The 26984-nt window shown below is 67.7% G+C and carries 25 protein-coding genes; 8 read left to right on the top strand and 17 right to left on the bottom strand.

Annotated elements, in window-relative coordinates:
- Nucleotides 1-117: 117 nt before the first annotated feature.
- From J2T23_RS05130 to J2T23_RS05120, 3 genes are read left to right on the top strand one after another with little or no spacing between them, the layout of a single operon-like run.
- Nucleotides 118-1140, top strand: coding sequence for a 3-oxoacyl-ACP synthase III (locus tag J2T23_RS05130; RefSeq protein ID WP_246839664.1), 1023 nt, complete (start codon nt 118-120; stop codon nt 1138-1140).
- The gene (locus tag J2T23_RS05125; protein ID WP_307357717.1) at nt 1134-3794 is read left to right on the top strand and encodes an alpha/beta fold hydrolase; all 2661 of its coding nucleotides are present in this window, start codon (nt 1134-1136) and stop codon (nt 3792-3794) included. The genes J2T23_RS05130 and J2T23_RS05125 overlap by 7 nt, the downstream gene beginning before the upstream one ends.
- Entirely contained in the window at nt 3791-4762 is a 972-nt protein-coding gene (locus tag J2T23_RS05120) for an NAD-dependent epimerase/dehydratase family protein (protein ID WP_141181769.1), read from the top strand. The genes J2T23_RS05125 and J2T23_RS05120 overlap by 4 nt, the downstream gene beginning before the upstream one ends.
- Nucleotides 4763-4786: 24 nt before the next feature.
- Here J2T23_RS05120 and mutM read toward each other — a convergent pair whose 3' ends face one another.
- From mutM to coaD, 5 genes are all read right to left on the bottom strand, one after another.
- Nucleotides 4787-5752: a bifunctional DNA-formamidopyrimidine glycosylase/DNA-(apurinic or apyrimidinic site) lyase gene (gene mutM / locus J2T23_RS05115; RefSeq protein WP_141181770.1), complete on the bottom strand. Its 966-nt coding sequence runs from the start codon at nt 5750-5752 to the stop codon at nt 4787-4789.
- 6 nt (nt 5753-5758) lie between these two features.
- Entirely contained in the window at nt 5759-6487 is a 729-nt protein-coding gene (gene rnc / locus J2T23_RS05110; protein ID WP_307357713.1) for a ribonuclease III, read from the bottom strand.
- 21 nt (nt 6488-6508) lie between these two features.
- Nucleotides 6509-6712, bottom strand: a complete 204-nt coding sequence (gene rpmF, locus J2T23_RS05105; RefSeq protein WP_009356569.1) for a 50S ribosomal protein L32 — start codon at nt 6710-6712, stop codon at nt 6509-6511.
- Nucleotides 6713-6748: 36 nt separating this feature from the next.
- Nucleotides 6749-7273, bottom strand: a complete 525-nt coding sequence (locus J2T23_RS05100; RefSeq protein WP_141161550.1) for a YceD family protein — start codon at nt 7271-7273, stop codon at nt 6749-6751.
- 122 nt (nt 7274-7395) lie between these two features.
- Nucleotides 7396-7896, bottom strand: a complete 501-nt coding sequence (coaD, locus tag J2T23_RS05095) for a pantetheine-phosphate adenylyltransferase (protein WP_141181772.1) — start codon at nt 7894-7896, stop codon at nt 7396-7398.
- Nucleotides 7897-7939: 43 nt separating this feature from the next.
- On the opposite strand from coaD, the gene J2T23_RS05090 reads away from it, so the two are divergent.
- Both J2T23_RS05090 and J2T23_RS05085 read left to right on the top strand, forming a co-directional pair.
- Nucleotides 7940-9169, top strand: a complete 1230-nt coding sequence (locus J2T23_RS05090; protein ID WP_307357711.1) for an aminotransferase class I/II-fold pyridoxal phosphate-dependent enzyme — start codon at nt 7940-7942, stop codon at nt 9167-9169.
- Entirely contained in the window at nt 9169-9951 is a 783-nt protein-coding gene (locus tag J2T23_RS05085) for a spermidine synthase (protein WP_168223149.1), read from the top strand. Before J2T23_RS05090 ends, J2T23_RS05085 begins: the two co-directional genes overlap by 1 nt.
- A gap of 10 nt (nt 9952-9961) precedes the next feature.
- On the opposite strand, the gene rsmD is transcribed toward J2T23_RS05085, so the two are convergent.
- The 4 genes from rsmD to thiL are packed head-to-tail and all read right to left on the bottom strand — an operon-like array spanning nt 9962 to nt 14931.
- The gene (gene rsmD / locus J2T23_RS05080) at nt 9962-10576 is read right to left on the bottom strand and encodes a 16S rRNA (guanine(966)-N(2))-methyltransferase RsmD (protein ID WP_141160137.1); all 615 of its coding nucleotides are present in this window, start codon (nt 10574-10576) and stop codon (nt 9962-9964) included.
- 39 nt (nt 10577-10615) lie between these two features.
- Nucleotides 10616-12886, bottom strand: coding sequence for an ATP-dependent DNA helicase RecG (locus tag J2T23_RS05075; protein ID WP_307357706.1), 2271 nt, complete (start codon nt 12884-12886; stop codon nt 10616-10618).
- Complete coding sequence (locus tag J2T23_RS05070) at nt 12876-13862, bottom strand: DAK2 domain-containing protein (protein WP_141183379.1); 987 nt, start codon at nt 13860-13862, stop codon at nt 12876-12878. Before J2T23_RS05070 ends, J2T23_RS05075 begins: the two co-directional genes overlap by 11 nt.
- 22 nt (nt 13863-13884) lie before the next feature.
- Nucleotides 13885-14931 (bottom strand): thiamine-phosphate kinase, encoded by a 1047-nt coding sequence (gene thiL, locus J2T23_RS05065; protein WP_307357705.1) that lies wholly within the window; start codon nt 14929-14931, stop codon nt 13885-13887.
- Nucleotides 14932-15000: 69 nt separating this feature from the next.
- On the opposite strand from thiL, the gene J2T23_RS05060 reads away from it, so the two are divergent.
- Entirely contained in the window at nt 15001-15504 is a 504-nt protein-coding gene (locus J2T23_RS05060) for a DUF3515 domain-containing protein (RefSeq protein WP_307357703.1), read from the top strand.
- 102 nt (nt 15505-15606) lie between these two features.
- On the opposite strand, the gene J2T23_RS05055 is transcribed toward J2T23_RS05060, so the two are convergent.
- From J2T23_RS05055 to leuC, 6 genes are all read right to left on the bottom strand, one after another.
- Nucleotides 15607-16752 carry a D-alanine--D-alanine ligase family protein gene (locus J2T23_RS05055; protein ID WP_141160133.1) on the bottom strand — a complete coding sequence of 382 codons (1146 nt, stop codon included), beginning with the start codon at nt 16750-16752 and terminating at the stop codon, nt 15607-15609.
- 2 nt (nt 16753-16754) lie between these two features.
- On the bottom strand, nt 16755-17804 hold the full coding sequence (locus J2T23_RS05050; RefSeq protein ID WP_307357701.1) for an NAD(P)H-dependent glycerol-3-phosphate dehydrogenase: 1050 nt from the start codon (nt 17802-17804) through the stop codon (nt 16755-16757).
- Nucleotides 17801-18571, bottom strand: a complete 771-nt coding sequence (locus J2T23_RS05045) for a lysophospholipid acyltransferase family protein (protein ID WP_141160131.1) — start codon at nt 18569-18571, stop codon at nt 17801-17803. The genes J2T23_RS05050 and J2T23_RS05045 overlap by 4 nt, the downstream gene beginning before the upstream one ends.
- A gap of 9 nt (nt 18572-18580) precedes the next feature.
- Nucleotides 18581-19906 (bottom strand): UDP-N-acetylglucosamine 1-carboxyvinyltransferase, encoded by a 1326-nt coding sequence (gene murA, locus J2T23_RS05040; protein WP_141160130.1) that lies wholly within the window; start codon nt 19904-19906, stop codon nt 18581-18583.
- A 158-nt stretch (nt 19907-20064) separates the two neighbouring features.
- The gene (gene leuD / locus J2T23_RS05035) at nt 20065-20667 is read right to left on the bottom strand and encodes a 3-isopropylmalate dehydratase small subunit (RefSeq protein WP_141160129.1); all 603 of its coding nucleotides are present in this window, start codon (nt 20665-20667) and stop codon (nt 20065-20067) included.
- Nucleotides 20668-20676: 9 nt separating this feature from the next.
- The gene (gene leuC, locus J2T23_RS05030) at nt 20677-22131 is read right to left on the bottom strand and encodes a 3-isopropylmalate dehydratase large subunit (protein ID WP_141181782.1); all 1455 of its coding nucleotides are present in this window, start codon (nt 22129-22131) and stop codon (nt 20677-20679) included.
- 113 nt (nt 22132-22244) lie between these two features.
- On the opposite strand from leuC, the gene J2T23_RS05025 reads away from it, so the two are divergent.
- Together J2T23_RS05025 and J2T23_RS05020 are read left to right on the top strand one after the other, a co-directional pair.
- The gene (locus tag J2T23_RS05025; protein WP_009356552.1) at nt 22245-22964 is read left to right on the top strand and encodes an IclR family transcriptional regulator; all 720 of its coding nucleotides are present in this window, start codon (nt 22245-22247) and stop codon (nt 22962-22964) included.
- 43 nt (nt 22965-23007) lie between these two features.
- Entirely contained in the window at nt 23008-23553 is a 546-nt protein-coding gene (locus tag J2T23_RS05020) for a DUF1697 domain-containing protein (protein ID WP_307357697.1), read from the top strand.
- Between the two features lie 21 nt (nt 23554-23574).
- Here the strand turns inward: J2T23_RS05020 and J2T23_RS05015 are convergent, their stop codons facing one another.
- On the bottom strand, nt 23575-25191 hold the full coding sequence (locus J2T23_RS05015; RefSeq protein ID WP_307357695.1) for a GTPase: 1617 nt from the start codon (nt 25189-25191) through the stop codon (nt 23575-23577).
- The gene (locus tag J2T23_RS05010; protein ID WP_307357693.1) at nt 25188-26957 is read right to left on the bottom strand and encodes a dynamin family protein; all 1770 of its coding nucleotides are present in this window, start codon (nt 26955-26957) and stop codon (nt 25188-25190) included. Before J2T23_RS05010 ends, J2T23_RS05015 begins: the two co-directional genes overlap by 4 nt.
- Nucleotides 26958-26984 lie beyond the last annotated feature (27 nt).

The raw sequence follows: 26984 nt of genomic DNA, 5'->3' as shown, positions 1-26984 counted from the left end.
ACGAGGAGTGGATATGCATGATCCGGCGGTACAAAGGCATAGTTAAGCTCTTGAGCCTGCATAGATGTGGGTACAGTCACCGCAGGAATGCGGGACGAAAACGAAGAGGGGCTTGAATTGGCAGGTAATGCAACCTTCCGCCACAGCAACACCGCGCTGCTTTCGGTCAGCAGCGTCGAAGCGCCCAGGATCGTGAGCTCCACGGACTTTGACCGCCGGCTGGCATCGACCCTGCAGCGCCTGAAGTTTCCGCCGCGGCTCCTGGAGCGGGTGGCGGGAATCACGCACCGGCGCTGGTGGGCTGCCGGAACATCGTTCGACGATGCTGCCGTGGAAGCCGGCGCCAAAGCCCTGGCCGAGGCCGGCATCGAAGCGTCCGACGTAGGCCTGCTGATCAACACGTCGGTGACACGGCGCAACCTGGAGCCCTCCGTGGCGGTCAAGATCCACCACAGCCTCAGCCTGCCGTCGTCGGCCATGAACTTTGACCTTGCCAACGCCTGCCTGGGATTCGTCAACGCCCTGACCCTGGCTGCCAACATGATCGACTCCGGCCAGATCAGGTACGCCGTCATTGTCAACGGCGAGGACGCCCAGCTGACGCAGGAAGCAACCCTGGCCCGCCTGCAGCGGCCCGAAACAACGCGGGATGACTTCAACCGGGAGTTCGCGACGCTGACCCTGGGATCGGGCGCTGCCGCGGCAGTCCTGGGCCCTGCGGACGAGCACCCGGGCGCGCACCGCGTGGTGGGCGGGGTGATGCGCGCCGGCACCGAGCACCACGAGTTGTGCGTGGGCGGCATCGACGGCATGAACACCGATACGAAAGGGCTGCTCGACGGCGGCCTGCAGCTGGTAGTCGATGCATGGCAGGAAGCCCAGCCGGAGTGGGACTGGGCAGCCATGGACCGCTATGTCACCCACCAGGTCAGCAACGCCTACACCCACGCGATCATCGATGCCATCGACCTGGACCCGGACAAGGTGCCCATCACGTTCCCGCACTGGGGCAACGTTGGGCCGGCCTCGCTTCCCATGACGCTTGCCGCCGAGGCGCAGTCACTGGGAAGCGGCGACCGGGTCTTGTGCATGGGCGTCGGTTCCGGACTGAACACCGCAATGCTGGAAATCGTTTGGTGATCGCGGCCTGGCCGGGCGTCAACGCCGAGTGGTCCCGCGAGATCGATGTCCCCTCCACGTCAAGCGTTGACGCACCCGGGACGGTGCGGCGCTGGCACCTCCTGGACAACGGGGCCGAACTGTCCCGCCGCGGCCTGGCTCCGCTGGGAACGCTGCTGTGCGTGCACGGCAACCCCACATGGTCCTATCTGTGGCGGAGCCTGCTGGCCGCCGGGACCGACCCTGCGCATCCGTGGCGCGTGGTGGCCGTGGACCAGTTGGACATGGGGTTTTCCGAACGGACGGGTACCTTCCGGCGCCTGGCAGACCGGATCAACGACCTGGGCGACCTGACCGAGGCCCTGTCCCTGGCCGGCCCGGTGGTCACCGTGGGCCACGACTGGGGCGGGGTGGCCAGCCTCGGCTGGGCGCTTGCCCATAGCGACCAACTGGCCGGCGTGGTCCTGACCAACACCGCCGTGCACCAGCCTGCCGGCTCCCCCCTTCCGCCGGCACTGCGCCTTGCCCTGCACCCGGCCGTGCACCGGTGGGGAACCACCACCTCCGACGCTTTCCTGCGGGTGACGCATTCGCTGGCACGCCCACCACTGCCCGCTGACGTGCGGAGTGCCTTCATGGCCCCGTACCGCGGCGCCGCACGCCGCGCAGGGGTGGGCAACTTCGTCGCTGACATACCCGTCGACGGCTCGCACCCGAGCTTCGCTGCCCTCAACGGCGTGGCGGAAGGCCTGCGCGCCCTTAATGTGCCGGCCCTGATGCTCTGGGGCCCGCGCGATCCGATCTTCTCCGACCGCTACCTGAAGGACCTGCTCACCCGCCTTCCGCATGCCGACGTGCACCGCTACGAGGGCGCGGGACACCTGGTGGCAGAGGACCGGGACATTGCCACCCCCGTCTTCGACTGGCTGGCCGGCCGCGTCACGCAGGGCGGGGACAGTCCTGCTGATAATGGCTCCATGGGAGCCGGCGATGGCTTCACGCCCCTGTGGGGGCTCCTGGGGGAGCTCGCCGCCGGACCATCCGCTGGGGCGGGGGCCGTCGTCGAAATGGCCCCGGACGGCACGGAGGCACGTTCGCTCACCTGGAGGCAGCTGGAGGAAAACGTGGGGCGCGTTGCCGCGGGCCTGCAGGGGGAGGGTGTCGGGCCCGGCACCCGGGTAAGCCTGATGGTTCCCCCCGGCGTGGACCTGACCGTCGCCCTGTACGCCTGCCTTCGGCTGGGCGCCGTGGTGGTCGTGGCCGACGCCGGCCTGGGCACCAGGGGGCTGAGCCGGGCGGTCAAGGGAGCGACGCCCGATGTCCTGATCGGGATCGACAAGGCCCTTGCCGCTGCCCGGGCACTGGGCTGGGCGGCCCGGCGTATCAGCGTAAGGGACCTCCCGGCCGTGCAGCGCCGGGTCCTCGGCGTAAAGACCTCGCTCGCCGACATGGCCAGGACCAGCCCGGGCCAAGGCGGTGCCGCTCCCGCCTTCAGCCCGACGGCGGACTCCCCCGCCGCCGTGCTTTTCACGTCCGGCTCCACCGGGCCCGCCAAGGGCGTCCAGTACACCCACGGGCAGCTTGCCGCCATGCGGGACACGGTTGCCGGAACCTTCGGGATCGAGCCCGGCGACAGGCTGGTGGCCGGCTTCGCACCCTTCGCGCTGCTGGGACCTGCGCTGGGAACCGTGTCCGTGACGCCGGCCATGGATGTCACCGCGCCCCGCACCCTGACCGCGCACGCCCTCGCTGCTGCTGCAGCGGCCATTGACGCCACGGTGGTCTTCGCCTCCCCCGCGGCCCTGCGCAACGTCGTTGCGACCCAGGCCGGGCTCACCCCGGAGGGCGCTGCGGCGCTCAAGCGGGTCGACCTTCTGCTCTCCGCCGGCGCTCCCGTTCCCGAACCGCTCCTTGACGAGGTGCAGCGCCTGCTGCCGGCCGCCTCGCTGCATACCCCCTACGGCATGACCGAGGCCCTCCCCGTCACCGATATCAGCCTTGAACAGATCAAGGCCGCCGCGGCCGACGCGGGTTCCGGGACGATGACGGGGGCCGGGAACGGCGTCTGCGTTGGCCGTCCGGTCCAGGGCGCCCGCATAGCCCTGATCCCGCTGGCGGCGGACGGTACCGCCCCGGGGACAGAACCGGTGACGGAAGCGGGTGTCACCGGGGAAATCCTGGTCAGCGCGCCGCACGTCAAGGGCGGCTATGACCGGCTTTGGCTGACTGACCAATTGAGCGCGGGCCCGGCCGGCTGGCACCGCACCGGCGATGTGGGCCATTTCGACGCCGACGGCCGCCTCTGGGTGGAGGGGCGCCTGGCACACATCATCACGGCGCCCGGCGCAGTGGTCACGCCGGTAGGGGCCGAACAGGCCATCGAAAGCCTGGACTGCGTCAGCATGGCAGCGGTTGTCGGGGTGGGGCCGGCCGGCACCCAGGCCATCGCCGCCGTCGTCGAAACCATGCCGCCGGCGCGTAAGGCGGGGCCGGCCGCCGCTGGACTCGCAGCACAGGTACGCCGTGCCGCACGTGCCGCAGGCGTCTCCGTGGCTGCAGTCCTGGTTGTCCCTGCGCAGCCCACCGACATCCGCCACAACGCGAAGATCGACAGGTCGCGGTTGGCGCGCTGGGCATCATCCGTCCTGGCCGGCGGCCGCCCGGGGAAGCCATGAGGGTACTGGTTACGGGTGCGAGCGGCCTGCTGGGGCGGGAGGTGGCGGGCCAGCTGGTACGCAAGGGCCACGAGGTCACTACCTTCCAGCGGCGTCCCTCGGGGGTCGACGGCGCGGCGGACCGGTGCGGTTCCCTCACCGATGATGCAGCCGTCGCGGAGGCAGTCCGGGGCGCGGACGCAGTCATCCACCTTGCCGCAAAAGTCTCCTTCACTGGCCGTGCCGAAGAGTTTGACCAAGTAAACGTAGAGGGAACGCGGCGCCTGCTCCTGGCGGCACGCGAAGCCGGGGTCCGGGACGTGGTCTTCGTTTCTTCGCCTTCAGTGGCCAACTCGGGCGCCGCCATTGCAGGTCTTGGCGCGGAGCCGGCCGACCCGGTGCATGCCCACGGCGACTATTCGCGCACCAAGGCGCAGGCTGAACTGCTGGCCCTGGCCGCCGACGCCCCGGACTTCCGGGTCGCCGCCGTGCGGCCGCACGTCGTCTGGGGGCCGGGCGACACCCAACTGGTGGAACGGGTCCTGGCCCGGGCCGCCAGGAAGCGGCTGCCGCTGCTGGATGCAGGCGCCGCGCTGATCGACACCACCTACGTGGACAACGCGGCGGCAGCGATCGTTGCTGCCCTGGACCGCGTCAGCCACATCCACGGCAGGGCCCTGGTGGTCACCAACGGCGAGCCCCGCCCCGTGGGCGAACTCATCGCCGGCATCTGCGCTGCCGGCGGCGTCGCTGCGCCGTCATGGTCAGTGCCGGGGAAGCTTGCCCGGATCGCGGGATCGGCAGTGGAAAGGGCTTGGCTCCGGCTCGGTAAACAGGACGAACCCCCGATGACCAGGTTCCTTGCCGAACAGCTGTCCACCGCCCATTGGTTCGACCAGCGGGAGACCCAGGAGCTTCTTGCCTGGACGCCGGCTGTCTCGATTGACGAGGGCCTGGTACGTCTCGCTCAGTACTACGGGTCCCGCTGACACCCAGCCAGGTGGATGGTGGGACTACCAGCGGCCGTTGCGGGGCCGCGGCTGGCACACCGGGCAGGTATGGGAGGAACGGTTCATGAACTGGTCCCGGCGGATGGTGGAACTGATCCCCGCCGCGGCGCACCGCCTGCACGGCTCACCTTGGCGGCCGTAGGCGTTCAGGGACCGGTCAAAGTAGCCTGAAGCGCCATTGACGTTGACGTACAGGGAGTCGAAGCTGGTCCCGCCGGCGGCCAGGGCATCGAGCATGACCTCGCGGGCACTGTCCAGGACGCGTTGGGCCTCGTTCCTGCGAAGGGTGTCGGTGGGCCTGGCAAAATGCAGGCGGGCACGCCAGAGGGCTTCGTCAGCGTAGATGTTGCCAATGCCGGACACCAGCCCCTGGTCCAGCAACGCCCGTTTCAGGCCCGTCTTGCGCTTGCGCAGGCGCTGGTAGAAGAGGTCGAACGAAAAGGCAGGGTCCAGGGGGTCCCGCGCAATATGGGCGGCTTCCGCGGCGATGAGCGGAAGGGGGGACTCGGCGAGGCCGCCGGGGCCGCCGTCGTCGGTGGGTACCAGGGCGGTGACGAAGAGGCCCCCGAAGATCCGCTGGTCAACGAACCGCAGCTGGGCCGGCATGCCGTCGCGGGGACTGAGGCGAAGCCTGACCTTGAGGTGCTTTTCGTCGGGGACGTCCTGATCCTGCATCAAGAGCTGGCCGCTCATCCCCAGGTGAGCCATCAGTGCAACATCCGGCAGCGCTGCGGTTTCAGGGTTTTCCGGTGCAGCGGGGCCGTCCGTCAGCGGCATCCACAGGAATTTGCCGCGGCGCACGACGTCGCTGACGGTTGCGCCCTGGAGGTTGCCGATGAAATCCCCCGCGCCCAGGGCATGGCGGCGGATGGAGCGGGGATCAAGGACGTCAACAGCGCTGATGGTCCTGCCACGGACCCAGTTCACCAGGCCGCGGCGCACCACTTCGACCTCGGGCAGTTCAGGCACGGGACGCTACTTGGCGGTGACGGAACCAGCCGAAGTGCCGGCAGCATTCCGGGTTTCGGCGCCGGAAAGCACCCGCCAGGCGTCCGCGGCCGCTTCCTGCTCCGCTTCCTTCTTGGAATGCCCGGAACCCTTGCCGTAGGCGTTTCCGCCGATGTTCAGGACAGCGGTGAAGGTGCGGGCGTGATCCGGGCCGGTCCCGTCCACCGCGTAGTGGATGCTGCCAAGCTGCCGGCTGGCCGCGAGTTCCTGGATGCTGGTCTTCCAGTCGGTGCCGGCGCCCAGGACAGCGGCGTCCTTCAGCAACGGTCCGATCAGCCGCATGACGAGTTGGCGCGCGGTCTCGATGTCGTTGGAGACATAGGTGGCCCCGATCAGGGCCTCCATGGTGTCCGCGAGGATGGACGCCTTGTTTTTCCCGTGGGTGAGCTTCTCGCCCTGGCCCAGGTAGATGTACTCGCCGATGCCCAGGCTACGGCCGATGCCGGCGAGGGCCCGGGTGCTGACGACGGCGGACCGGCGCTTGGCGAGTTCGCCTTCGGGCAGGCCCGGGTTGTCCCGGTACAGGGCGTCGGTCACGGAGAACCCCAGGATGGAGTCGCCCAGGAATTCGAGCCGCTCGTTGGTGGGGATGCCGCCGTTCTCGTATGCGTACGAGCGGTGGGTAAGCGCAAGACGAAGCGTCCCGGCGTCAATAGTGACACCGAGACGCTTCAGAAGCTCTTCAGTTGAAGACATCAGTCAGCCTGTTGGGGCCGATTAGACGTCAGCGACCTTGCGGCCCTTGTACTCAAGGAACAGCGCAGTGCCAGCAGAGTCGGTAACGACCTTTGCCTGGTGCGGCAGGCTGTAGGTGACCTGGCCGTTCTCAACGGTCTTCACCAGGTGGGGGGCGGTCGCCTTCCACTGCGAGCGGCGGGCGCGGGTATTCGAGCGAGACATTTTCCGCTTGGGAACAGCCACGGCTAACTCATTTCTCTCTAGACAAACACGTACAAATCAATTTTGCCGGTCAGGCTTAGCCATATCAGCTAGGGCAGCCCAGCGAGGATCCAGGACCTCGTGGTGGTGCCCCGGCTCGTCTTCCAGGCGAACTCCGCATTCGGAGCAAAGGCCCTGGCAGTCTTCCCGGCACACCGGCTGGAACGGCAGATTGGTGACAACCGCGTCCCGCAACACCGGTTCAAGATCGATTACATCGTGCTCGACTCGACGTTGCTCTTCATCTTCTTCTCCGTCCGAGAGCTCAGTGCCCTCGTAGAAGAAAAGTTCTTGCACATTGACCTCAAGGTCATACGCAAGGGGATCCAGGCATCGGCCGCACTCGCCGGTTACTTCGGCGAGGACAGTTCCTGATACCAGAATTCCTTCGTGTACGGCCTCCAGCCTCAGGTCGAGCTCGACATCCGAGCCTTCCTGAACACCAATGAGCGCCACACCAAGATCACCCGGTGCGGGTACATGTTCCGTCAGTGTCCGCATGCTTCCCGGGCTGCGCCCGAGGTCCTTGACGTCGAACGCCAGGGGCGAACCAGCATCTCTGTTAATGAGAACTCCTGTTGAACATATGACCGACGTACCATCTTAGCCTGAAGAGCCATGGTGACTCAAACCGGCAGCGGGCAACGCCGAAGTACCGATCCAGCCTACCGCCTCGGCTGCTGATCCGGCGAAGGCTCGCCGGCAACGATGCGCCGGTGCACTGACCGGGGAACGTAGTCCGAGACGCTTCCGCCCAGGGACGCCACCTCCTTGATCAGGGTGGAGGACAAATGCAGGTAGCTGGCCTCGGCCGGGAGGAAGACCGTTTCCACGCCGCTCAACTGCCGGTTCATGGTGGCCATGGGGAGCTCGTAGTCAAAGTCCGACGACGACCGGAGCCCTTTGACGATGGCGGACACCCCCCGGTGGCGGCAGTATTCCGCGAGGAGTCCCGCGCCAACAGGCTCCACCACGATGCCCTTGAGCGAAGCCAACGTCTCGCGCGCCATGTCCAGCCGCTCCTCCAGGCTGAACATGTACTTCTTCGCATAGTTGGTGGAAATGGCCACAATGACCTCATCAAACAGGCCGGCAGCCCTGGCAATGACTTCGAGATGGCCGTTGTGGATGGGGTCGAAGGATCCGGGGCACACAGCGCGTCTCATGCTCCGAACCTACCGCATGGAAAGCCCGGGATACCATGACTGGATGCATCCAGCACGGGAACTTTCCACACCCCTGGCACCTGCTCCCTGGCAGCGCACCGCGCTCGGGGCAAACCTCCTGGCCGCGGACGGCGGACTGGGAGTGACCATCTTCGAAGAGATGACAACCCTGGCCGTCAGGACGGGCGCCATCAACCTGGGACAAGGCTTCCCCGACGAGGACGGGCCGGTTGAAATCAGGGAGGCGGCCCGGGCGGCCATAGCGTCCGGCGCCAACCAGTACGCGCCGGGCAAGGGCCTCCCCGAACTCCGCGAGGCGGTAGCCGCGCACCAGGAGCGCTTCTACGGCCTGGCTCCGGATCCGGCAACGGAAGTCATCATCACCACCGGGGCCACTGAAGGCATCGCCGCTGCCCTGCTGGCTTTTGCAGGACCGGGCGATGAGGTCCTGACGTTCGAGCCGTTCTACGACTCCTACGGTGCGGTCATCGGGCTTTCCGGGGCCACCCACACCACCGTTCCCCTGGCTGCCCCGGACTTCATGCCGGACGTGGCGGCATTGGAGGCGGCGTTCAGCGTGCGGACCAAGGTGGTGCTGCTGAACAACCCGCACAATCCCACCGGCGCTGTGTTTCCACCCGCGGTCCTGCAGCGGGTGGTGGACCTTGCCGGCCGGCACGGCAGCATCATCATCACCGATGAAGTGTATGAGCACCTCACCTTCGGCGTGGGCCACACCCCGGTGGCCACCCTTCCGGGCGCTGCCGGGCGGACCATCACCATCTCCTCTGCCGGCAAGACCTTTTCCCTCACCGGCTGGAAGATCGGCTGGCTGAGCGGGCCGGAGGAACTGGTGGCCGCCGTCCGCACGGTAAAGCAGTTCCTGACCTACAGTTCGGGTACGCCGTTCCAGGCAGCGATCGCCAAGGGTTTGGCCCTCCCCGATGATTTCTATACGGGCATCGCTTCTGCCTTGGAGCAGAAACGGGACATTCTCAGCGCCGGGCTCCGGGCCGCCGGCTTTGACGTCTTCACCCCGCAGGGCACCTACTTCGTCAACGTGGGCACCGCACCGCTGGGCATCACCGATGCCCTGGACCTCGCCCGGCGGCTGCCGGAACTGGTGGGGGTCGCAGCCATTCCCGTTCCGGTCTTCTGCCATCCGGAAGGCGCCGAGCGGACGCGCAGCCTGCTCCGCTTTGCCTTCTGCAAGAAGACCAATGTCCTGGAGGAGGCCGCCGCGCGGTTGGCAACCCTGCGCGGCAGGCTCTGATGCCCACCCGCGGGGCCGCCAGCCGTTTCCTGCGCACCACCGGCCAGCACGCCACCATCGAGCCTGATGCCTTTACCGACGGCGGCTACGTGCTCAGCATCGGCGGAGCCGAACAGTCGCACGTCAACCTTGACCGGCCGGAAGACATCTTCTACGAATACCTGCGCCGGATCGGACACCTCGTGGATCTTGCTGCGCCGCCCGGACGACCAATCACGGCGCTCCACCTGGGAGCGGGCGCGTTGACCCTGGCGCGGTACATCCAGGCGACCCGTCCGGGCTCAGTGCAGTATGCAGTTGAGCTGGAGCGCGAACTGCTGGACTTCGTCCTGCGGCACCTTCCCATGCCCGAAGGAACCAACCTGACCACCATCATCGGCGACGCCCGCGAAGCGCTCGGTGCGCTGGACCCCGGCCTGGCGTTCGACGTCGTGATCCTGGACATCTTCTCCGGACCGGAGGCGCCGGTCCACATCGCCACGGACGGTTTCTACCGTGAAGCCAGGGACCGATTAAGCCCGGGCGGGCTCCTGATCGTCAATGTCGGGGACGAACCGGCGCTCACGCTTGTCAGGAGCCAGGTGGCCGCCATGCGCGCTGCCATGGCCGATGTTGCGGCGTTCGGGGAAGCCGGAATGTTCGACGGACGGTATCCGGGAAACGTCATCCTGGCAGGAACGCAGGACCCCTGGCCGGACTCGTGGACAACAGACCTGGCCGCCCGCGGCCCCCACCCTGCCCGGGTCCTGTCCGGAGTGGACCTCGACCCCTTCTCGGCTTAGGCCCAAGGCCCTATCCCTCTGCCACGTCCGGCAGGTCGTCAGCGGAAATGGCATCGGGCACCGACGGCTCCGCGAACCACAGCCTGGTTTCCCCGTATTTCTTTTCGGCGAAACGCGTCATCCCTTCCGGCCACCCTGGTTCCGGGGAGCGTGACGAACGTTCCACCACCACCACGGCTCCGGACCCCAAATGGCCGGCGAGCTTCTGCAGCACGGCGGCGAGCGTGCCGTCCTCCAGCGGATACGGCGGGTCCAGGAACACGACGTCCCAGGCGGCCGCCGCCGCAGCGCGGTCAAGGAACGGCTCCACCTTGGACCGGTGAACCGTCACGGTCTTAGTGCCCAGCACCCCGTTGATGAGGTCCGCGTTGCGCTGGCACACGGCACTGGCTTTGGCGTCCGACTCGACGAGGTCCACCGACCGTGCACCCCGGCTGCCGCTTTCCACCCCCAGGGCACCGGAACCGGCGTAGAGATCCAGTACCCGGGCGCCGGCAAGCACGTCAAAGGCATCCAGGCGGGAAAACAGCGCTTCCTTGACGCGGTCCGTCGTGGGCCGGGTCAACGATCCCGGGACCGCGGCCAGCGGCGTGCCGCCGGCCGCGCCGGCGATGATCCGCGTCACCGCACCCACCGCAGTTCGGCCGCGCCGGCCACGTCGTTGCTAACCGCGTTCAAGGAACGCCTCCTTCTCGGGGTTGAGGTACTTCTCGATGGCCCCGGCGAGCTCGGGGTGGCCGGACAGCAGCGGGTCCCCGCCAACGATTGCCTGTGCGTCGTCCCTGGCCCGGGCTATCACGTCTTCATGTTCAAGGACCCGGAGCAGCTTCAGTGTGGACCGGCCGCCGGACTGGGAAGCACCAAGGATATCGCCCTCGCGCCGCAGCTTGAGGTCCTCCTGCGAGAGGACGAACCCGTCCGTCGTGGCAGCGACCGCGTCCAGCCGCCGCCTGCTGGGGTGGCCGGGTTCGAGGGCGGTTACCAACAGGCAGGTTCCTGGCAGGCCGCCGCGGCCCACGCGGCCGCGAAGCTGGTGGAGCTGGGAGATTCCGAACCTGTCAGCGTCCAGGATGACCATCAGCGTGGCGTTGTGCACGTCGACCCCCACTTCGATCACGGTGGTGGAGACGAGCAGCTTGATGCGGTTGGCGGTGAACCCGGCCATGGTCTCCGTCTTCAAGTCGGGGTCCTGGCGTCCGTGCAGGGGAGCCAGCGGCACCCCTGCCAGCGAGGGCTCGCCCTGGAGATGGTCCACGACGGCGGTGACGGACGCGAGCTCCCGCGTCTCCTCTGTGTCCATGCCGGAAGGTGCGGCCTCGCCGGGGCTGAAGTCGCCGTCGTCGTCCGTTCCGATCTTGGGACAGACCACGTACACCTGGTGGCCGGCGTCGATCTCTTCCCGGGCACGTGCCCAGATCCGTGCCACCCAGCCGGGATTTTCCGCAAGGCCCACGAGGTGGGTGGTGATCGGTGCCCGGCCCTTGGGCAGTTCGTCGAGGGTGGAGGTCTCAAGGTCGCCAAACACGGTCATCGCTACCGTGCGGGGAATGGGCGTGGCGGTCATGACGAGCAGGTGCGGCGGTTTGCGGGCTTTGGCCCGCAGGGCATCGCGCTGTTCCACGCCAAAGCGGTGCTGTTCGTCCACCACGATCAAGCCGAGGTCATAGAAGGAGACGTTGTCGCTGAGCAGTGCGTGGGTGCCGATGATGATTCCTGCGGTCCCGGAGGCGGCGTCGAGCATTGCCTGCTTCCGTGCCGCCGTAGGCATGGACCCGGTGAGCAGCGTGACCTGGACGGAAGGCCCGTCGCCGGCGGCCAGGCCGCCCAGGAGTCCGTCGCTGGAAAGCGGACCCAGGGTTCGCCGGATGGAGTCGAAGTGCTGGGCGGCGAGTACTTCGGTGGGGGCAAGGAGCGCGGCCTGGCCGCCGGCGTCCACCACCTGGAGCATGGCACGCAACGCCACGACGGTTTTCCCGGAACCCACTTCACCCTGCAACAGCCGGTTCATGGGCGTGTCCTGCGCCAGTTCCGCGGCCAGGGTCTTGCCGACGGAGGCCTGGCCGGCCGTGAGCGTGAACGGCAGCGCGTGGTCGAATGCGGCCAGGATTCCGTCATTGACAGGACGCCGGGCGGTGGCTTCCTCCGCGGCAAGCTGGGCCCGGCGCCGGGCCAGCGCTGACTGCAGCACCAGTGCTTCCTGGTAACGGAAACGGTCGCGGGCACGCTTCCAGTCGCCGGCGGTTTCGGGAACGTGGATGAGGCGGTAGGCGTCTGCGACGGGCAGGAAGCCTTCCCTCGCGGCGACCTCCGGGGGAACCGGGTCCGGCAGCGAACCAAGGTCGGAAGTTTCGAGCAGCGTGGCGATCACCTTCTGGATCTTCCAGCTGGGCAGTTTGGCCGTGGCCGGATAGACCGGTATTGGCATGGCGGCAAGTTTCCCAGGGTCTTTTCCGGAGTCGCTGAACGGATCTTCGTCCAGGAGCTGGAAGTCGGGGTTGGTAAGGCCCAGCTTTCCCTTGAAACTGGTTACCCGGCCCGAAAACAAGGCACGGCGGCCCTGCAGGAGCTCGTTCTTCGCCTTGAACCCGTTGAAGAAGCTGATTTTCAGGGTGCCCGGAACCTTGCCGGTGTAATCCCGCCCGCCAACCAGCCGCAGGCCCTGCTTCCCGTCGTCGTCTGAGACGATGACGTCGGTGATGGTCCCGCGCCGCGCCTGCATCTGCCGGGTGCTGCTGGAGAGGACCCTGGCTATCAGGGTCACGTCCTCATCGAGCGGAAGCTCTGCGATGGGGGTCAACTCCCCGCGGCTCATGTAGCGGCGGGGGTAGTAGTTCAGGAGGCCCTCTACGGTGGTGATGCCGAGGTGTTTCTCAATGACCGCCGCTGAGCGCTTCCCGATCCGCCGCTCCAGGGCGAGTTCCAGTTCAGCGCTCATGCCCGCCGGTGTTCACCGCGTCCGCACCCGGGTCCCGCGGCAGGGCCAGTTCGCTGATGCTGATCTGGGAAGGTTCGCCCAGGGACCGGATAATCCCCACCGCCGGGGCGGCGTCCGGCACGTGCACGTGCACCCGCCACCGGTAGTTGCCATCGGCGTCCGGCCCGTTGCCCACCTGGCTCATGATCACTGACTCGCCGATTTCGTCGAGACGCTGCCGCAGGGTGGCGGCATTCAATGGCGACAGGCTGATGGTGCACATGACTTCCACGCCGTCGTCGGCAGGCATGGACGTGTGGATGTGGGGATCAGAAACATCGTAGCCGTGGAGGCCATCGAGAAGCTCCCCCTGCAGCTCCTCCCCCATGACGGCGGAGCGGAGGCAGTCAAGGATCAGCAGCATTCCCACGCCGCCGGCATCCACCACGTGGGCAGACTGGAGCGCATCGAGCTGTTCTTCGGTGTGGATCACGGCGGCCAATGCCCCCTCCACCGCCGCGTCCAGGGCAAGGCCCAGGGCATGGTTGCTGTCGTCGCCGTCCTGGCCGGCGTCCACGGCGGCGGCCGCACGTGCCGCCGCTTCCATGACGGAAAGCATGGTCCCGGGAACGGGATCGCTGAGGGCAGACCACGCCCGGATCTGCGCACGGTTCAGGGCCGCCGAGAGGAGGGTGGACGTCAACCGGGTATGTCCGGCCAGCGGTTCAGCTGCCGCACAGAGGAACACCGAGAACAAGGTCCCGGAATTTCCCCGCGCCTCCTCCATGGCAGCCTGGCCGGCCATCGAGAGGACTTCCCCGACGTCCACCGGGGCAGGCTGGTCAGGGTCCAGCACCAGCGAACGCGCCGCAGCGCGGACCGTGAGGTAGAGGTTTGTGCCGGTATCACCGTCAGCCACCGGAAAGATATTGATGGCGTTGAGCCGGTCGCTGTGGTTTCCCAGCGCAGTTTCAGCCTTGCCCAGCCACCTCTTCATGGCCAGCGCGTTGGCGGCAACCTTAGTGTGCAAAGTGATCCCATCCCCCGGTGTCCGCGGCCCGGCCAGCTATCAGGACACCCGGGCCTTCGTCGGTGCCGAGTGCATGTATCGAGCCTATCGCAGTGAATCCGGGTGGCAGCTGAACATCCGCAGGGAATGTGGCCAGCAGCCCGTGGTCCTCACCCCCGCCGAGCACCCATGGCGCCGCATCCGCTCCCAGCCGCGCCGCAGCGGGTCCCAGGAGTTCCGCCAACCGGGCCAGGCATTCCGGGTCGAGGGTAACGGCGACACCGCTCGCGGCCGCGAGCCGCTTTCCGTCGCGCAGGAGTCCGTCCGACACATCCAGCATGGCTGTGGCCCCTGCCTCCCGGGCTCCAGGCCCTGCTTCCAACGGCGGCCGCGGGCGGCACTGCAGGTCGACGAAGGCATGCTCCGCGGGCGTCAGGGTATCCACCCCGATTCCCGACTCGAGGAGGGCAAGGCCTGCTGCCGCATGGCCCACCGTTCCCGCGAGCGCCAGGATGTCCCCCGGCCGGGCACCGGAACGGAGCACCGGCCGGGCGCCGTCGAGGGTTCCAAGGACAGCGGCGGTCACGGAAATTTCCCGGCCCCGGCCGAGGTCGCCGCCCGCCACGGAACAGTGGACTGCCCCGAGTCCCCGGATTCCGGCTGCCAGCCCGTCCGCCAGGTCCTCTACCCAGGCGACCGGGGTGTCTACGGGCAGCGTGAGGCTGACCACCATCGAGGTGGCCCGGGCGCCCATGGCATTGATGTCGCTGAGGTTTTGCGCCGCTGCCTTCCAGCCGACGTCGAACCCGGTGGTGCGGTAGCCGCTGGGCCACAGGAGCCGGAAATCCTGGTCCTGGACCTGGGTGTCGATGCTGATGACGGTTCGCCCGTCCGGTGCCGCGACAATGGCGGCGTCGTCCCCCGGCCCAAGCAGCGTGCTTGCAGTGTATCCGGCCTCCGTCCGGAGGCGCGGAAAGATCCGGGCCAGCAGGTCGGCTTCGGAAAGCCCGGCCACGGTGGGCTGGTGGTCTATGCGGTTACGAAGGTCTTCAGGCACGCCACTACGCTACCGCGCCCGGCCGACATTCTGTCCGGACTTGGACGGCGGCGGCGATAGGCTGGAACCATGCACCATCCCCAGCTGCCCCTGTCCGCCCGCGCCGCCAGGATGGCGGTGGTTGGTGCAATTGCCGCCCTTTCCCTGGCATCCTGCTCCGCCGCAGTGGATGTCACCGCCGCAAAGGACGCCGCCAACCCGGCGTGCGCGCCCATGATGGTGGCCCTGCCCGATGCCATTGGCGATTCGAAGCTGCGGAAGACCAACAGCCAGGCCACTGCGGCCTGGGGCGATCCTTCGCTGGTCATCCTCCGCTGCGGCGTCAACGTGCCGGGGCCGACCACCGACCGGTGCGTCACCGTCAACGGGGTTGACTGGGTGATCAAGGAAGGCGAACCGGCGTGGACGCTGACCACCTATGGCAGGGAACCGGCTACGGAAATCGTGATGGATCCGGACAAGATCAGCTCCGCGACAGTGCTCGCGGACCTGGCGGCCGCTGCCGGCAAAATTCCGTCAACGCGGAACTGCGTGGGCCAGGAGGATCTGCAGAACCTGCCCAAGAGCCAGTAGGGTTCCCTGGCCGAAGCGAAGCGAGGTTAGGGTTCCGGTGGTGGGCCCACGCCGGCAGGGTTCCCTGGCCGAAGCGAAGCGAGGTCAGGGTGCCGGTGGGGATCAGCGGAGGCCGGTGTTGCGGTGCAGTGCCAGGTAGATCAGTTCGTCAATGAGGTCGGCGTAACCAAGGCCTGAAGCTGCCCACATCTGGGGGTACATGCTTTTGGGTGTGAAGCCGGGCATGGTGTTGATCTCGTTGATGATCAACTCGCCGTCCGGGGTGTAGAAGAAATCCACTCGGCTGAGGCCTTCAGCGCCCACGGCATCAAACGCGGCTGCGGCCAGCTCCCGCACCCGGGCGATGGCCTCCGCGGGCATGTCGGCCGGGCAGCTGAGGGATGCTGCATCGTCCTCGACGTACTTGGCATTGAAGTCATAGAACTCGTGCGTACCTCCGGCCACGGAGATTTCGCCGGGCATCGATGTCCGCGGCGCGTCAGTGCCCCGGCCTTCCAGGACCGCGCACTCGATTTCGCGTCCCACGATGCCGGCTTCGATCACCAGCTTCAGGTCGTGCCGCCGGGCTTCCTCGATGGCCGCATCCAGCTCCTCGAGGGAGTCGACTTTGGAGATTCCCATGGAGGAACCAGCGCGGGCCGGTTTGACGAAGACGGGGAAGCCCAGCCGGTCCACCTGTTTCCGGACAGCTTCGGGGTCCTTGCGCCACTGCCTGTCCGTCACGGCCACGTACGGCCCGACGTGCAGCCCGGCTGCTTCGAAGACCACCTTCATGTAGTGCTTGTCCATGCCGACGGCGGACGCCAGCACTCCGGCACCGACGTACCGGGTGTCGGACAGTTCAAGGAGTCCCTGGATGGTGCCGTCCTCGCCAAAAGGGCCATGCAGCAGCGGGAAGACCACATCCACGGCCCCCAGTTCCTGCGGGACCTGGTTGGGTGAGGCCACGATCAGCTGGTGTTCCCCGCCGATCTCGGCCAACGTAACCGTTTCCGGGGACGGAACAACTTCAGGAAGCGACGAGGCCGCGAGGGACCATTCGGCGGTTTCGGCGGGGGCGAGGACCCATTGGCCGGTCTTGGCGATTCCGATGGGAATGACCTCGTACTTGTCCTTGTTGATGGCACCCAGCACGCCTGCCGCGGTGACGCAGCTGACGGCGTGCTCGCTGGACCGGCCGCCGAAGAGCACGGCAACGCGCGGTTTCCTCGTGGCTGTTTGACCCGTGGTGGGTGTGTCTTGGGACATGGTCAGTAATCGCCTTCAGGTTTCAGTTCCCGGGACAGCAGAACCGGCCCAAGTTGGTCAACGGACAGCTTGCCTGCCAGTACCGCCACGACGGCGGCAGTGATAGGCATTTCGACGCCGAGCTTGCCGGCAAGTTCATGGACGGCCTGGCCGGATTTGATGCCTTCGGCGGTCTGGGTCATCTTTCGGCCCACCTCCTCGAGCGTCAGGCCCTCGCCCAACAGCCGCCCTGCGGTGTGGTTGCGGGACAGCGCGGAGGAGCACGTTGCCACGAGGTCGCCGAGGCCGGCAAGACCGGCCATGGTCTTGGCTTCGCCGCCCAGTGCCAGGGCCAGGCGGGATGTTTCGGCCAGGCCACGGGTAATGACGGAGGCTTTGGTGTTGTCCCCCATCTGCTTTCCCTCGCAGATACCCACGGCCAGGGCAATCACGTTCTTGACGATGCCGCCGATTTCAACGCCGACGACGTCCGCCGTGGTGTAAGGCCGGAAGTATGGGGCCGTGCAGGTCCTCGCCAGCCAGCCGGCCGTCGCGGAATCAGTGCACGCCACCACTGACGCCGTGGGCTCCTGGCGGGCAATTTCCATGGCCAGGTTGGGTCCGGAGACCACCGCGATGCGTTCCTCCGGCAGGCCCAGTTCCTGGCTGATGACTTCGCTCATCCGGGCGTCAGTTCCCAGCTCCAGGCCTTTCATGAGGGAGACGACGACGGCTCCGGGGGCGATCATGTCCTTCCATTCCCGAAGCTGCGGACGGAGGGACTGGGCCGGAACGGCGACCACCACAAGCTCAGCCCCGGCCAGCACCTCACGGACCTCGGTGGAGGCGGTGATGCTTTCCGGCAGGACAATGTCCTTGAGGTAGTCGCTGTTGCGGTGGCTGGTGTTGATCTCGTCCACTACTTCGGCGCGCCTGCCCCACAGCTTGATCGCACGCGGGGTGCCCGTGGCAATGGCGGCGTCGGCAAGGACCTTCGCGAACGTAGTCCCCCATGATCCCGCACCGAGGACGGCCACTGTGCGGGCCGCTCCCGGCTTTCCGTCAGCGGTCACTGGGCTTCCGTTCCGGCGCCCGGCTGCTGCCCGCGGTCCACGAACCGCCCGTGCTTGGACTGCTGCTGCTTGGAAGGGTCCCAGCGCTCGGCCGGCGGTTGTTCTCCGCGCAGGCCGGCGAGGAGGTCCGTGATGGCGTCCATGATGAGTTCGGTGGCCTCGCCGAGTGTGGCCTTGTCCAGGGGACGGCCCTTGAAGGCGCTCAGGTCCACGGGATCGCCCACGACCACCCGGGAACGCTTCCGCGGGAACAGGTGGAACCGCTTGCCGTACCTGGGGAAGACCTCGTGCGCACCCCAGTGGGCGATGGGAACCACCGGGATGCCACCCTCGAGGGCCAGCCGTGCCGCGCCGGTATGTCCCTTCATCGGCCACAGCCCGGGGTCGCGGGTCAGCGTGCCCTCCGGGTAAATGATGATTGCGCCGCCCTCAGCCACAATTTCCTGGGCCACCTGCAGCGACCGGTTCGCTCCCGCCGTCGAACGCTCCACCGGCACCTGCTTGGTGGCGCGCAGGAGCGGGCCCAGGCCGGGAACCTTGAACAGTGTGGCCTTGGCCAGGAAGTGGGGGGCCCGTTTCTGGTTGTAGAGCATGTGCCCCACCACCAGGGGATCGATTTCGGTGCAGTGGTTGGGCGCGGCAATGAAGCCGCCTGCGGGAAGTTTTTCCGTGCCTTCCCACGTTTTGGACATCATGAGGTTCATCAGGGGCCGGACGACGCCGGCGATGAACACAAATGTGGCCCTGCTCTTGGCAGATTCCTTCACGGTCCCGCTCTACTTCGTGGTGGTGATGTCGAAATCGGCACCGAGGCCGGCAAGCTTCTCGGTGAAGCGCTCGTAGCCGCGGTTGATGATGTCGATGCCGGTGACACGCGAAGTCCCCGATGCGGCCAGTGCTGCGATCAGGTGGCTGAAGCCGCCGCGGAGGTCCGGGACGTCGATGTCAGTTCCCTTGAGCTGGGTGGGGCCGGAAATGACGGCCGAGTGGAGGAAGTTCCGCTGGCCGAACCGGCAGGGAACGCTGCCCAGGCATTCCCGGTGCACCTGGATGCTGGCGCCCATGCGGATGAGCGCATCCGTGAAGCCGAAGCGGTTCTCGTACACGGTCTCGTGGACGATCGATACGCCTTCGGCCTGGGTCAGGGCCACCACCAGCGGCTGCTGCCAGTCGGTCATGAAGCCCGGGTGGACGTCCGTTTCGAGGACCAGCGGGTTCAGCTTTCCGCCCTTGTGGTAGAAGCGGATGCCGTCCTCGCCGATGTCCATTCCGCCGCCCACCTTGCGGTAGGTGTTCAGGAAGGTCATCATGTCGCGCTGGGAGGCGCCCTCGACGAAGATGTCGCCGCGGGTCACCAGCGCAGCGGAGGCCCAGGATGCGGACTCGTTGCGGTCCGAGAGGGCCCGGTGGTTGTACCCGCCAAGGTCGCGGACGCCCTCGATGCGGATGGTGCGGTCGGTCTGGACGCTGATGATGGCGCCCATCTTCTGGAGCACGGCGATGAGATCGATGATTTCCGGTTCGGTGGCAGCACCGGAGAGTTCGGTGATGCCCTCGGCGCGGGTGGCGCTCAGCAGGACCTGTTCCGTGGCACCCACAGACGGGTACGGGAGGGAGATCTTGGCTCCATGGAGCCCTTTGGGGGCCGAAATGTGGATGCCGCCGGGGCGCTTCTCCACGACGGCGCCGAACTGCCGCAGGACATCGAGGTGGTAGTCGATGGGCCGGTCGCCGATCTTGCAGCCGCCCAGGTCCGGGATGAAGGCCTCGCCGATCGCATGGATCAGGGGCCCGCAGAGCAGGATGGGAATGCGGGAGTCGCCGGCGTGGGCGTCGATCGCGGTGCTCGGCGCGGTCTTGGCAGCCTTGGGGTCAAGGGTCAGGTCGCCGTTGACGGGGTCTTTCTCCACCGTCACGCCATGCAGCTGCAGGAGCGAGGTGACAACCTCCACGTCCTTGATTTCCGGCACGTTCCGCAACACCGAGGGTTCGTTGCCCAGCAGCGCCGCCACCATTGCCTTGGGGACAAGGTTCTTTGCCCCACGGACGCTGACGCGGCCTGTAAGCGGGACACCGCCGCGGATTGTCAGAACACTACTCATATACCGGTTTCCTCACGATCACTAGCCCCCAAAACCTTGCAAAGGCTCCAACCAAGCATAGGAGGTCGCGTTACCGAACCGAAATAAGGGGGCACCGGCGGCGGGGCGTGGCGCGGCCATCCCCGCTGCGCCCCGCCGCCGGGATGGTGGCCCAGGGGCTAGGAAAGCTTCGCCGGCAGGGTCTTGGGCTTGAACGCCTGGCGGGTCGCCTCGTACGCGGTGATGTCGGCCTCGTGCTGGAGCGTCAGCCCGATGTCGTCCAGGCCTTCCAGGAGCCGCCAGCGGGTGTAGTCGTCAATGTCGAACGGTGCCACGATGTTGCCGCACACCACAGTTTTGGACTCGAGATCCACCGTGACCTGTGTGCCCGGCGCGTTCTCGAGTTCCTTCCAGATGAGCTCGATGTCATCCTGGGCCACCTGGGCGGCGAGCAGCCCCTGCTTGCCCGAGTTGCCGCGGAAAATGTCCGCAAAGCGGGACGACAGCACGGCCTTGAAGCCGTAGTCCTTCAACGCCCAGACGGCGTGCTCGCGGGAGGACCCGGTTCCGAAGTCCGGGCCGGCCACCAGGACCGAGCCCGCGCTGTACGGCTCCTGGTTCAGGATGAAGGAGGAGTCCTTCCGCCATGCCGAGAACAGGGCGTCCTCGAAGCCGGTCCGGGTGATGCGCTTGAGGTACACCGCGGGGATGATCTGGTCGGTGTCAACGTTGCTCTGGCGCAGCGGGACGCCAATGCCGGTGTGCTTGGTGAACTTTTCCATGGTGATGTCCTAGGCTGCGTCGATGCGGATGGCTGCGGGTTCGGGAGCCGGTTCAAGATCCGACGGCGAGCTGAGCGTGCCGCGCACAGCCGTGGCGGCGGCTACCACCGGCGAGACCAGGTGCGTGCGTCCGCCCTTGCCCTGGCGTCCCTCGAAGTTGCGGTTGGAGGTGGAGGCGCACCGCTCCCCCGGCTCCAGCTGGTCCGGGTTCATGCCCAGGCACATGGAGCAGCCGGCGAAGCGCCATTCGGCGCCGAAGTCTTTGAAGACCTTGTCCAGGCCCTCGGCCTCGGCTTCGAGCCGGACGCGGGCAGAGCCGGGCACCACCAGCATGCGGACCTGCGGGTCCTTTTCGCGGCCGCGGATGATGTCCGCTGCGGCGCGCAGGTCCTCGATCCGGGAGTTGGTGCAGGAACCGAGGAACACGGTATCTACCCGGATGTCCTTCATCGGCGTGCCGGCCTGGAGCCCCATGTACTGCAGGGCGCGCTCGGCGGCGGCCTTGGCGTTTTCGTCACCGAAGTCCCCGGGCGACGGCACGGACCCGGACAGGGATACACCCTGGCCGGGGTTGGTGCCCCAGGTGACGAACGGCTCCAGCGTGTTGGCGTCCAGGTCCACCTGCACGTCGAAGGTGGCGTCGTCGTCGGTACGCAGCGTGTTCCAGTACTCGACGGCGGCGTCCCAGTCCGCGCCTTCAGGCGCGTGGGGGCGGCCCTTCATGTACTCGTAGGTGGTCTGGTCGGGTGCCACCATGCCGGCCCGGGCGCCGGCCTCGATGGACATGTTGCAGATGGTCATCCGCGCTTCCATGGACAGCGCCCGGATGGCGGAGCCACGGTATTCCAGGACGTAGCCCTGGCCGCCGCCGGTGCCGATCTTGGCGATCACGGCGAGGATAATGTCCTTGGCGGTCACGCCCGGGCGCAGCGTGCCCTCGACGTTGATGGCCATGGTCTTGAACGGCTTGAGCGAGAGCGTCTGGGTGGCCATGACATGCTCCACTTCGGAGGTGCCGATGCCCATGGCCAGCGCGCCGAAGGCGCCGTGGGTGGAGGTGTGCGAGTCGCCGCAGACAACGGTCATCCCGGGCTGGGTGAGGCCCAGCTGGGGACCCACCACGTGGACGATGCCCTGCTCGGCATCGCCCAGGCTGTGCAGCCGGACGCCGAACTCCGCGCAGTTGTTGCGCAGCGTCTGGATCTGGGTGCGGCTGGTGAGATCGGCGATGGGCTTGTCGATATCCAGCGTGGGGGTGTTGTGGTCTTCGGTGGCGATGGTCAGGTCAGGCCGGCGCAGCGTGCGCCCGGCCAGGCGCAGGCCTTCAAAAGCCTGCGGGGACGTGACCTCGTGGACCAGATGGAGGTCGATGTACAGAAGGTCTGGCTGGGCGTTGGCTCCATCGCCGTCACCTTTGCGCACCACGTGTGCGTCCCAGACTTTCTCGGCCAATGTCTTTGCCATGGCCATCTCCCTTCACTGCTGTTTGGCTGAATGATCCAACTGAATCAGGACGGCTCCGCGCTGCGCCAGCCGAAAGATTTGCATCTCAGATATTGAGACGGCAATATCATTACATGGACAATTCTAGTGGAGTCGGTGTCATTGATAAAGCGGCCCAGGTGCTCGATGCCCTTGAGGCCGGCCCCACCACGCTGGCGCAGCTGGTAGCCGCCACCGGCCTGGCCCGGCCCACTGTCCACCGCCTCGCTTTGGCGCTGGTGCACCACCGGCTGGTCAGCCGCGACATCCAGGGCCGCTTCGTGCTCGGCAGCAGGCTGGTGGAGCTCGCCTCCGCCGCCGGGGAGGACCGCCTGATCGCCTCGGCCGGGCCCGTACTCATGCAGCTGCGCGATGCCACCGGCGAAAGCGCCCAGATCTTCCGCAGGCAGGGTGACTGGCGCGTATGCGTCGCCTCCGCCGAGCGCCCCATCGGCCTGCGCGACACCATCCCGGTGGGCACCCAGCTGTCCATGAAGGCCGGCTCGGCCGCCCAGGTCCTCCTTGCCTGGGAGGACCACGACCGGCTGCTTGAGGGCCTGCAGTCGGCCCGTTTCACGCCCACCGTCCTGGCAGGAGTACGACGCCGGGGCTGGGGACAGAGCCTGGGCGAGCGTGAGCCCGGGGTTGCCTCCGTTTCGGCACCGGTGCGGGGTCCGTCCGGCCGGGTGATCGCCGCCGTCTCCATTTCCGGCCCCATTGAGCGGCTGACCCGCCAGCCCGGGCGCCTCCACGCCGAAGTAGTTTGCAATGCAGGACGCATCCTCACCGAAGCGCTCCGCAAGAACAACGACTAGGACGTTCCGCTGCCCCGGCCGCCCACGCCGCTAGGCTGGGCCCATGGGCAGCTATGCAGTGTTCCTCCGCGGCATCAATGTGGGCGGGATCAATATCAAGATGGCGGACCTGCGGGACGCACTCAAGACCTGCGGTTTCACGGACGCAAAGACACTGCTCGCCAGTGGAAACGTGGTGCTCAGCAGCACCCTGGACGCGGCCGCCGTCAAACAGGAGTGCGAAAAATGTCTCCGGGCCGCTTTCGGCTATGAAGCGTGGGTTGTGGTCCTGGACGCCGCGCGGGTGGCCCAACTGGTGGATGCCTGTCCCTATCCGGAAGACGATAGGTCCACCCACACCTACATCACCCTGTCCTCGGACACCGCCGTCCTCGACGACCTGGAGGCGGCCGGGTCAGCCCTTGAAAGCCAGGTCCAGCAGCGGCTGGGGCCTGAGGCGCTTGCCTGGCTTGCACCGGTGGGCGGGACCCTGGACAGCCCCTTCAGCAAGGTCAGCGCGAAAACGAAGTTCAAGGCCGCAACCACCACCCGCAACCTGCGCACCCTGATCAAGGTCCGGGACGCCGCGGCCGCCCTCACGGCCGGCTAGCTCCTGCAGGCCGGCAACGGCCTACGGCCGCGCGGCTTTCTTCAGCGCTTTGGTAAATGCCGCAAGCCTGGCAACCTCCGCCTCCACCGCCTCCACCACCAGCTCCTGGGCCGCCGCTGCAACGGCACTGTTGAGCCGTCGTCGTGCCCTGGCAGCCCTGGCCCGGGCAGCTCCGGCCGCAATGAAACGTCCGGTGACCGCCAGGAAGATTCCCAGCACCACGCCGAAGGCAATCATCAGGGTGGGCACCGGCCATCCCTCCACCCGCGGCACCTCCGGCACCGGCAGCTGAAGGTATCCCAGCCCGGCCAGGACGCCCAGCCAGCCCAGGCCAGCCAACAGGATCAGCAGCGCCAGCCACTGCACCACGTTGAACACACCCCACCACCACGCCTTGCGGTTGGCACCCAGGTCCGTTCCGGCAATGGCCAGGTCCAGCGCATCGGGCAGGCGCTCCCGCCCGGTCCTCGCAGCCCCCCGGATGGCTGCCCGCCACGGGCCGGGTGCCCCGGCGCTGGCCGAGTCCGCGAACTCCCTGACCGCTGCGTCGGTGCGTGCCCGCTCCGGCGCACCCGCCGGCGGCAGTGATGTCCGGTTCAGGCCGGCAGGAGCGCTGCTGCGCAGGTTGAGCCGCCGCAGCGGGTCAACCCGGAACCGGGAAAGCCAGCGGGTTACCGGCCAGCCGGTACGGCGCACAGATTCAAGGCGGTACGACTGCCCCACGGCCCGCACCACGGCAGGCACGTTGGCCGCGATGGCCAGTTCGTCTGCAAGCCGCGCCTTGGCCGTGGACCGGGTCCCTGCAGCCTCACCGTCACCGGAAGCCAGCCCCAGGTCCCCCGCAGCTTTGCTGATGTCCGCTTCCAGCCGCCGGGACTGTGCCTGCCGCTGGACGGCCACCTTCCGGATCGCAGCGCGCACCTCTCCGATTCCTGCCCCGGTCAGGGCGGATGCAGGAAGCACCCGGACCTGTCCCAGCCCTTCGCCGGCAAGGATCGCGTGCAGCGAGTCAAGCACCGGCTGCACATCATGCGCCGGCAGCCGGTCCACCTGGTTCAGGACCACAAGTGTGACGGCCCCATGGGAGGCAAGGGGTGCCAGGAACCCGTTATGGACGGCCGCGTCGGCATACTTCTGCGGATCGAGCACCCAGACCAGGACGTCAACCATGCCCACCATGCGCTGCACGATCTTGCGGTTGGCGGCGCGGGTGGAGTCGAAGTCGGGGAGGTCAAGCAGGATCAGGCCGGTCCCTTCGTCGGCGAAGCCGTCCACGGGCGCGGCGTGGTGGCGGTGCCCCACCTCGAGCCAGTCGAGGAGGGCTTCGCTGCCTGTTGCTCCCCAGACCCCTGCCAACGGTTCCGACGTGGTGGGACGGCGGGCGGCCGCCGTCGCGATCTCGGCGCCGCTCACGGCGTTGAAGAGGGACGACTTGCCGCTTCCCGTGGCCCCAAAGAAACCAACCACCGTGTGGTCGCCGGAGAGGGAGCGGCGGGAACTTGCCCGTTCCAGGACATCGAACGCCTCCTGCAGCACCTGGTCCGGCAGCACGCCCTCCCCGAGTTCGCAGGCATCCTGGAGGCCCTGGAGCCGGCCGTCCAGCCGTGAGGACCCGCGGGCCGCGCCGTGCCGGCTCACGCGCGCTCCGCCAACCGCGCCAGCTCTCCGGCCTGCGCAGCCAGTGCCTGCGCCAGGGCCGGGTTGACGGCCGGCAGCCGCTGCAGGAACTTCTGCTGCTCATCCTTCAACAGCCCCTCGCAGCGCGTGGCCAGGTCCTTCCGGGCCTGGTCCGCCATCCGCCGCACGGCGTCCTCGCCGAAAACGGCTTCCAGGAGGCGCTGGCCTACGACGGCGGTGCCACCGGCCACGCCGATCTCGAGGCCGGTCAGTCCCGCGGTCATCGAAAACATGACGATCATCAGTGCGGCGCCAAGGCCGTTGATGCCGAACGACAACCAGCGGGCCTGGGTCCGCTTGCCCTGGCCTTCGGTGCGGATCAGCTCCATCAACGCTTCCTGCCAGGCCCGGATCTCCGCGGCGGCACGGTCGGCGAACCCGGGCTCCGTGCCGGACAGGTCGTCCGGCCCCAGCAACTGCCGGCCTGCCGGGTCCGAGCGCCACCTACCGTCGGTGTCCTCGGCAGCGTTGGCTGCCTCGTCGACGATGACCGCCTGCAGGCCGGTCTCGATGGCCGCTTCCACCCGCACCGCCGGAGCGGGTTCGCCACGGAAGAACGCTCCCAGGCGGTCCCTGAACCGGCCCACATTTTGCTCAAGGGTGCGGAAAAACTCGCCGGTGCCCACGAAGTCCTGCCAGCGGGCCAGGACCTCGCCCCGCAGCAATGCTCCGTCCCGGGTTGCGTCCAGGATGCGGGCGGCTGCATCCCCGTAGGCCGCCACGGCATCGGCTTCGAGCCGGGCGGCTGCGCGTTCCTGTTCACGCACGGACCCGGCGAGGTCCGTGATCCGCTGGGCCAGTGCCCGGACCGCCCCGTTCAGGGTCCGGCGGGCCACATCGGCGCGGCCAGCCGCATCAGAGGCCAGCGAGGCCAGCCACTCCCGCAACTCATCGACGGCACCGGCGGGCAGCATGCCGTGGGCAGCCAGGACAGTTTCGGCGATGATGAACAGGCGGCTTCCGGCCAGGCCTTCGCGGTCCAGCAGGCGCCGGAGGTCCTGGCTCACCTCGGCTTCGGCGCCCTGCGGCACCCGGTCCAGCACCACGGCCACCGTGATGTCCCGGGAAGCGGCGTCCAGGAGGAGCGTCCAGGGGACGGCGTCGGCGTAGCGGTTGGCGGTGGTGACGAAGATCCAGAGGTCGGCGGCCGCCAACAACTGTCCCGCGAGCAGGCGGTTGCGGTCCGAGATGGAGTCGACGTCGGGCGCATCGAGGAGGGCGATGCCGGCAGGCACCGCGGGATCCGCCACCAGCAACAGCGAGTCCGCGGCTCCGGACTGTTCCCCGGGCGGGCCTGCTGGTGGCGGACCGGCCGCCAGCATTCCCCTGATGCGGGCCAGTCCCGGCAATACGCGCTGGCCTTCAAACCAGGCTGCTTCGGCGGGGTTGTGCAGCAGGATGGGCTGGCGGGTGGTGGGGCGGATGGCGCCTGCGCGGGTAACGGGATGTCCCACGAGTCCGTTCACCAAGGTGGATTTGCCCGCCCCCGTGGAGCCGCCGACGACGGCAAGCAGGGGCGCGTCCAGGCTGCGGTACCGCGGAAGGATGTAGTCGTCCAGCTGGGCCCTTGCGGCTGACGCGTCGCGGCGGGCCTGGTCGGCGTCCGGGAGGGCCAGCGGAAGCGTGACACCGTCCAGCCCGGCGCGGATTTCCTCCAGGAGCATCACCGCGGCCAGGGCGTGCGGGGGTGGTTGGGAGGGGCGGCCGTGCTCGTCATGGGAGGTCACAGCAACATCATGCCAGTTGAGGCGATG

The sequence above is a fragment of the Pseudarthrobacter niigatensis genome, from assembly GCF_030812615.1.
Classification (GTDB): domain Bacteria; phylum Actinomycetota; class Actinomycetes; order Actinomycetales; family Micrococcaceae; genus Arthrobacter; species Arthrobacter niigatensis.
Note: the sequence above shows the minus strand (reverse complement) of the source record. Positions and strands in the feature narration are given on the sequence as shown.

Excerpts from the sequence above, each read along its gene's own strand:
- J2T23_RS05025 (WP_009356552.1), top strand. The coding sequence starts at position 22,245 with ATGGACAATTCTAGTGGAGTCGGTGTCATTGATAAAGCGGCCCAGGTG.
- J2T23_RS05120 (WP_141181769.1), top strand. The coding sequence starts at position 3,791 with ATGAGGGTACTGGTTACGGGTGCGAGCGGCCTGCTGGGGCGGGAGGTG.
- J2T23_RS05055 (WP_141160133.1), bottom strand. The coding sequence starts at position 16,752 with ATGTCCCAAGACACACCCACCACGGGTCAAACAGCCACGAGGAAACCG.
- J2T23_RS05085 (WP_168223149.1), top strand. The coding sequence starts at position 9,169 with ATGCCCACCCGCGGGGCCGCCAGCCGTTTCCTGCGCACCACCGGCCAG.
- leuC (WP_141181782.1), bottom strand. The coding sequence starts at position 22,131 with ATGGCAAAGACATTGGCCGAGAAAGTCTGGGACGCACACGTGGTGCGC.
- leuD (WP_141160129.1), bottom strand. The coding sequence starts at position 20,667 with ATGGAAAAGTTCACCAAGCACACCGGCATTGGCGTCCCGCTGCGCCAG.
- J2T23_RS05020 (WP_307357697.1), top strand. The coding sequence starts at position 23,008 with ATGGGCAGCTATGCAGTGTTCCTCCGCGGCATCAATGTGGGCGGGATC.
- coaD (WP_141181772.1), bottom strand. The coding sequence starts at position 7,896 with ATGAGACGCGCTGTGTGCCCCGGATCCTTCGACCCCATCCACAACGGC.
- J2T23_RS05060 (WP_307357703.1), top strand. The coding sequence starts at position 15,001 with ATGCACCATCCCCAGCTGCCCCTGTCCGCCCGCGCCGCCAGGATGGCG.
- J2T23_RS05070 (WP_141183379.1), bottom strand. The coding sequence starts at position 13,862 with ATGAAGAGGTGGCTGGGCAAGGCTGAAACTGCGCTGGGAAACCACAGC.
- rnc (WP_307357713.1), bottom strand. The coding sequence starts at position 6,487 with ATGTCTTCAACTGAAGAGCTTCTGAAGCGTCTCGGTGTCACTATTGAC.
- murA (WP_141160130.1), bottom strand. The coding sequence starts at position 19,906 with ATGAGTAGTGTTCTGACAATCCGCGGCGGTGTCCCGCTTACAGGCCGC.
- J2T23_RS05090 (WP_307357711.1), top strand. The coding sequence starts at position 7,940 with ATGCATCCAGCACGGGAACTTTCCACACCCCTGGCACCTGCTCCCTGG.
- J2T23_RS05075 (WP_307357706.1), bottom strand. The coding sequence starts at position 12,886 with ATGAGCGCTGAACTGGAACTCGCCCTGGAGCGGCGGATCGGGAAGCGC.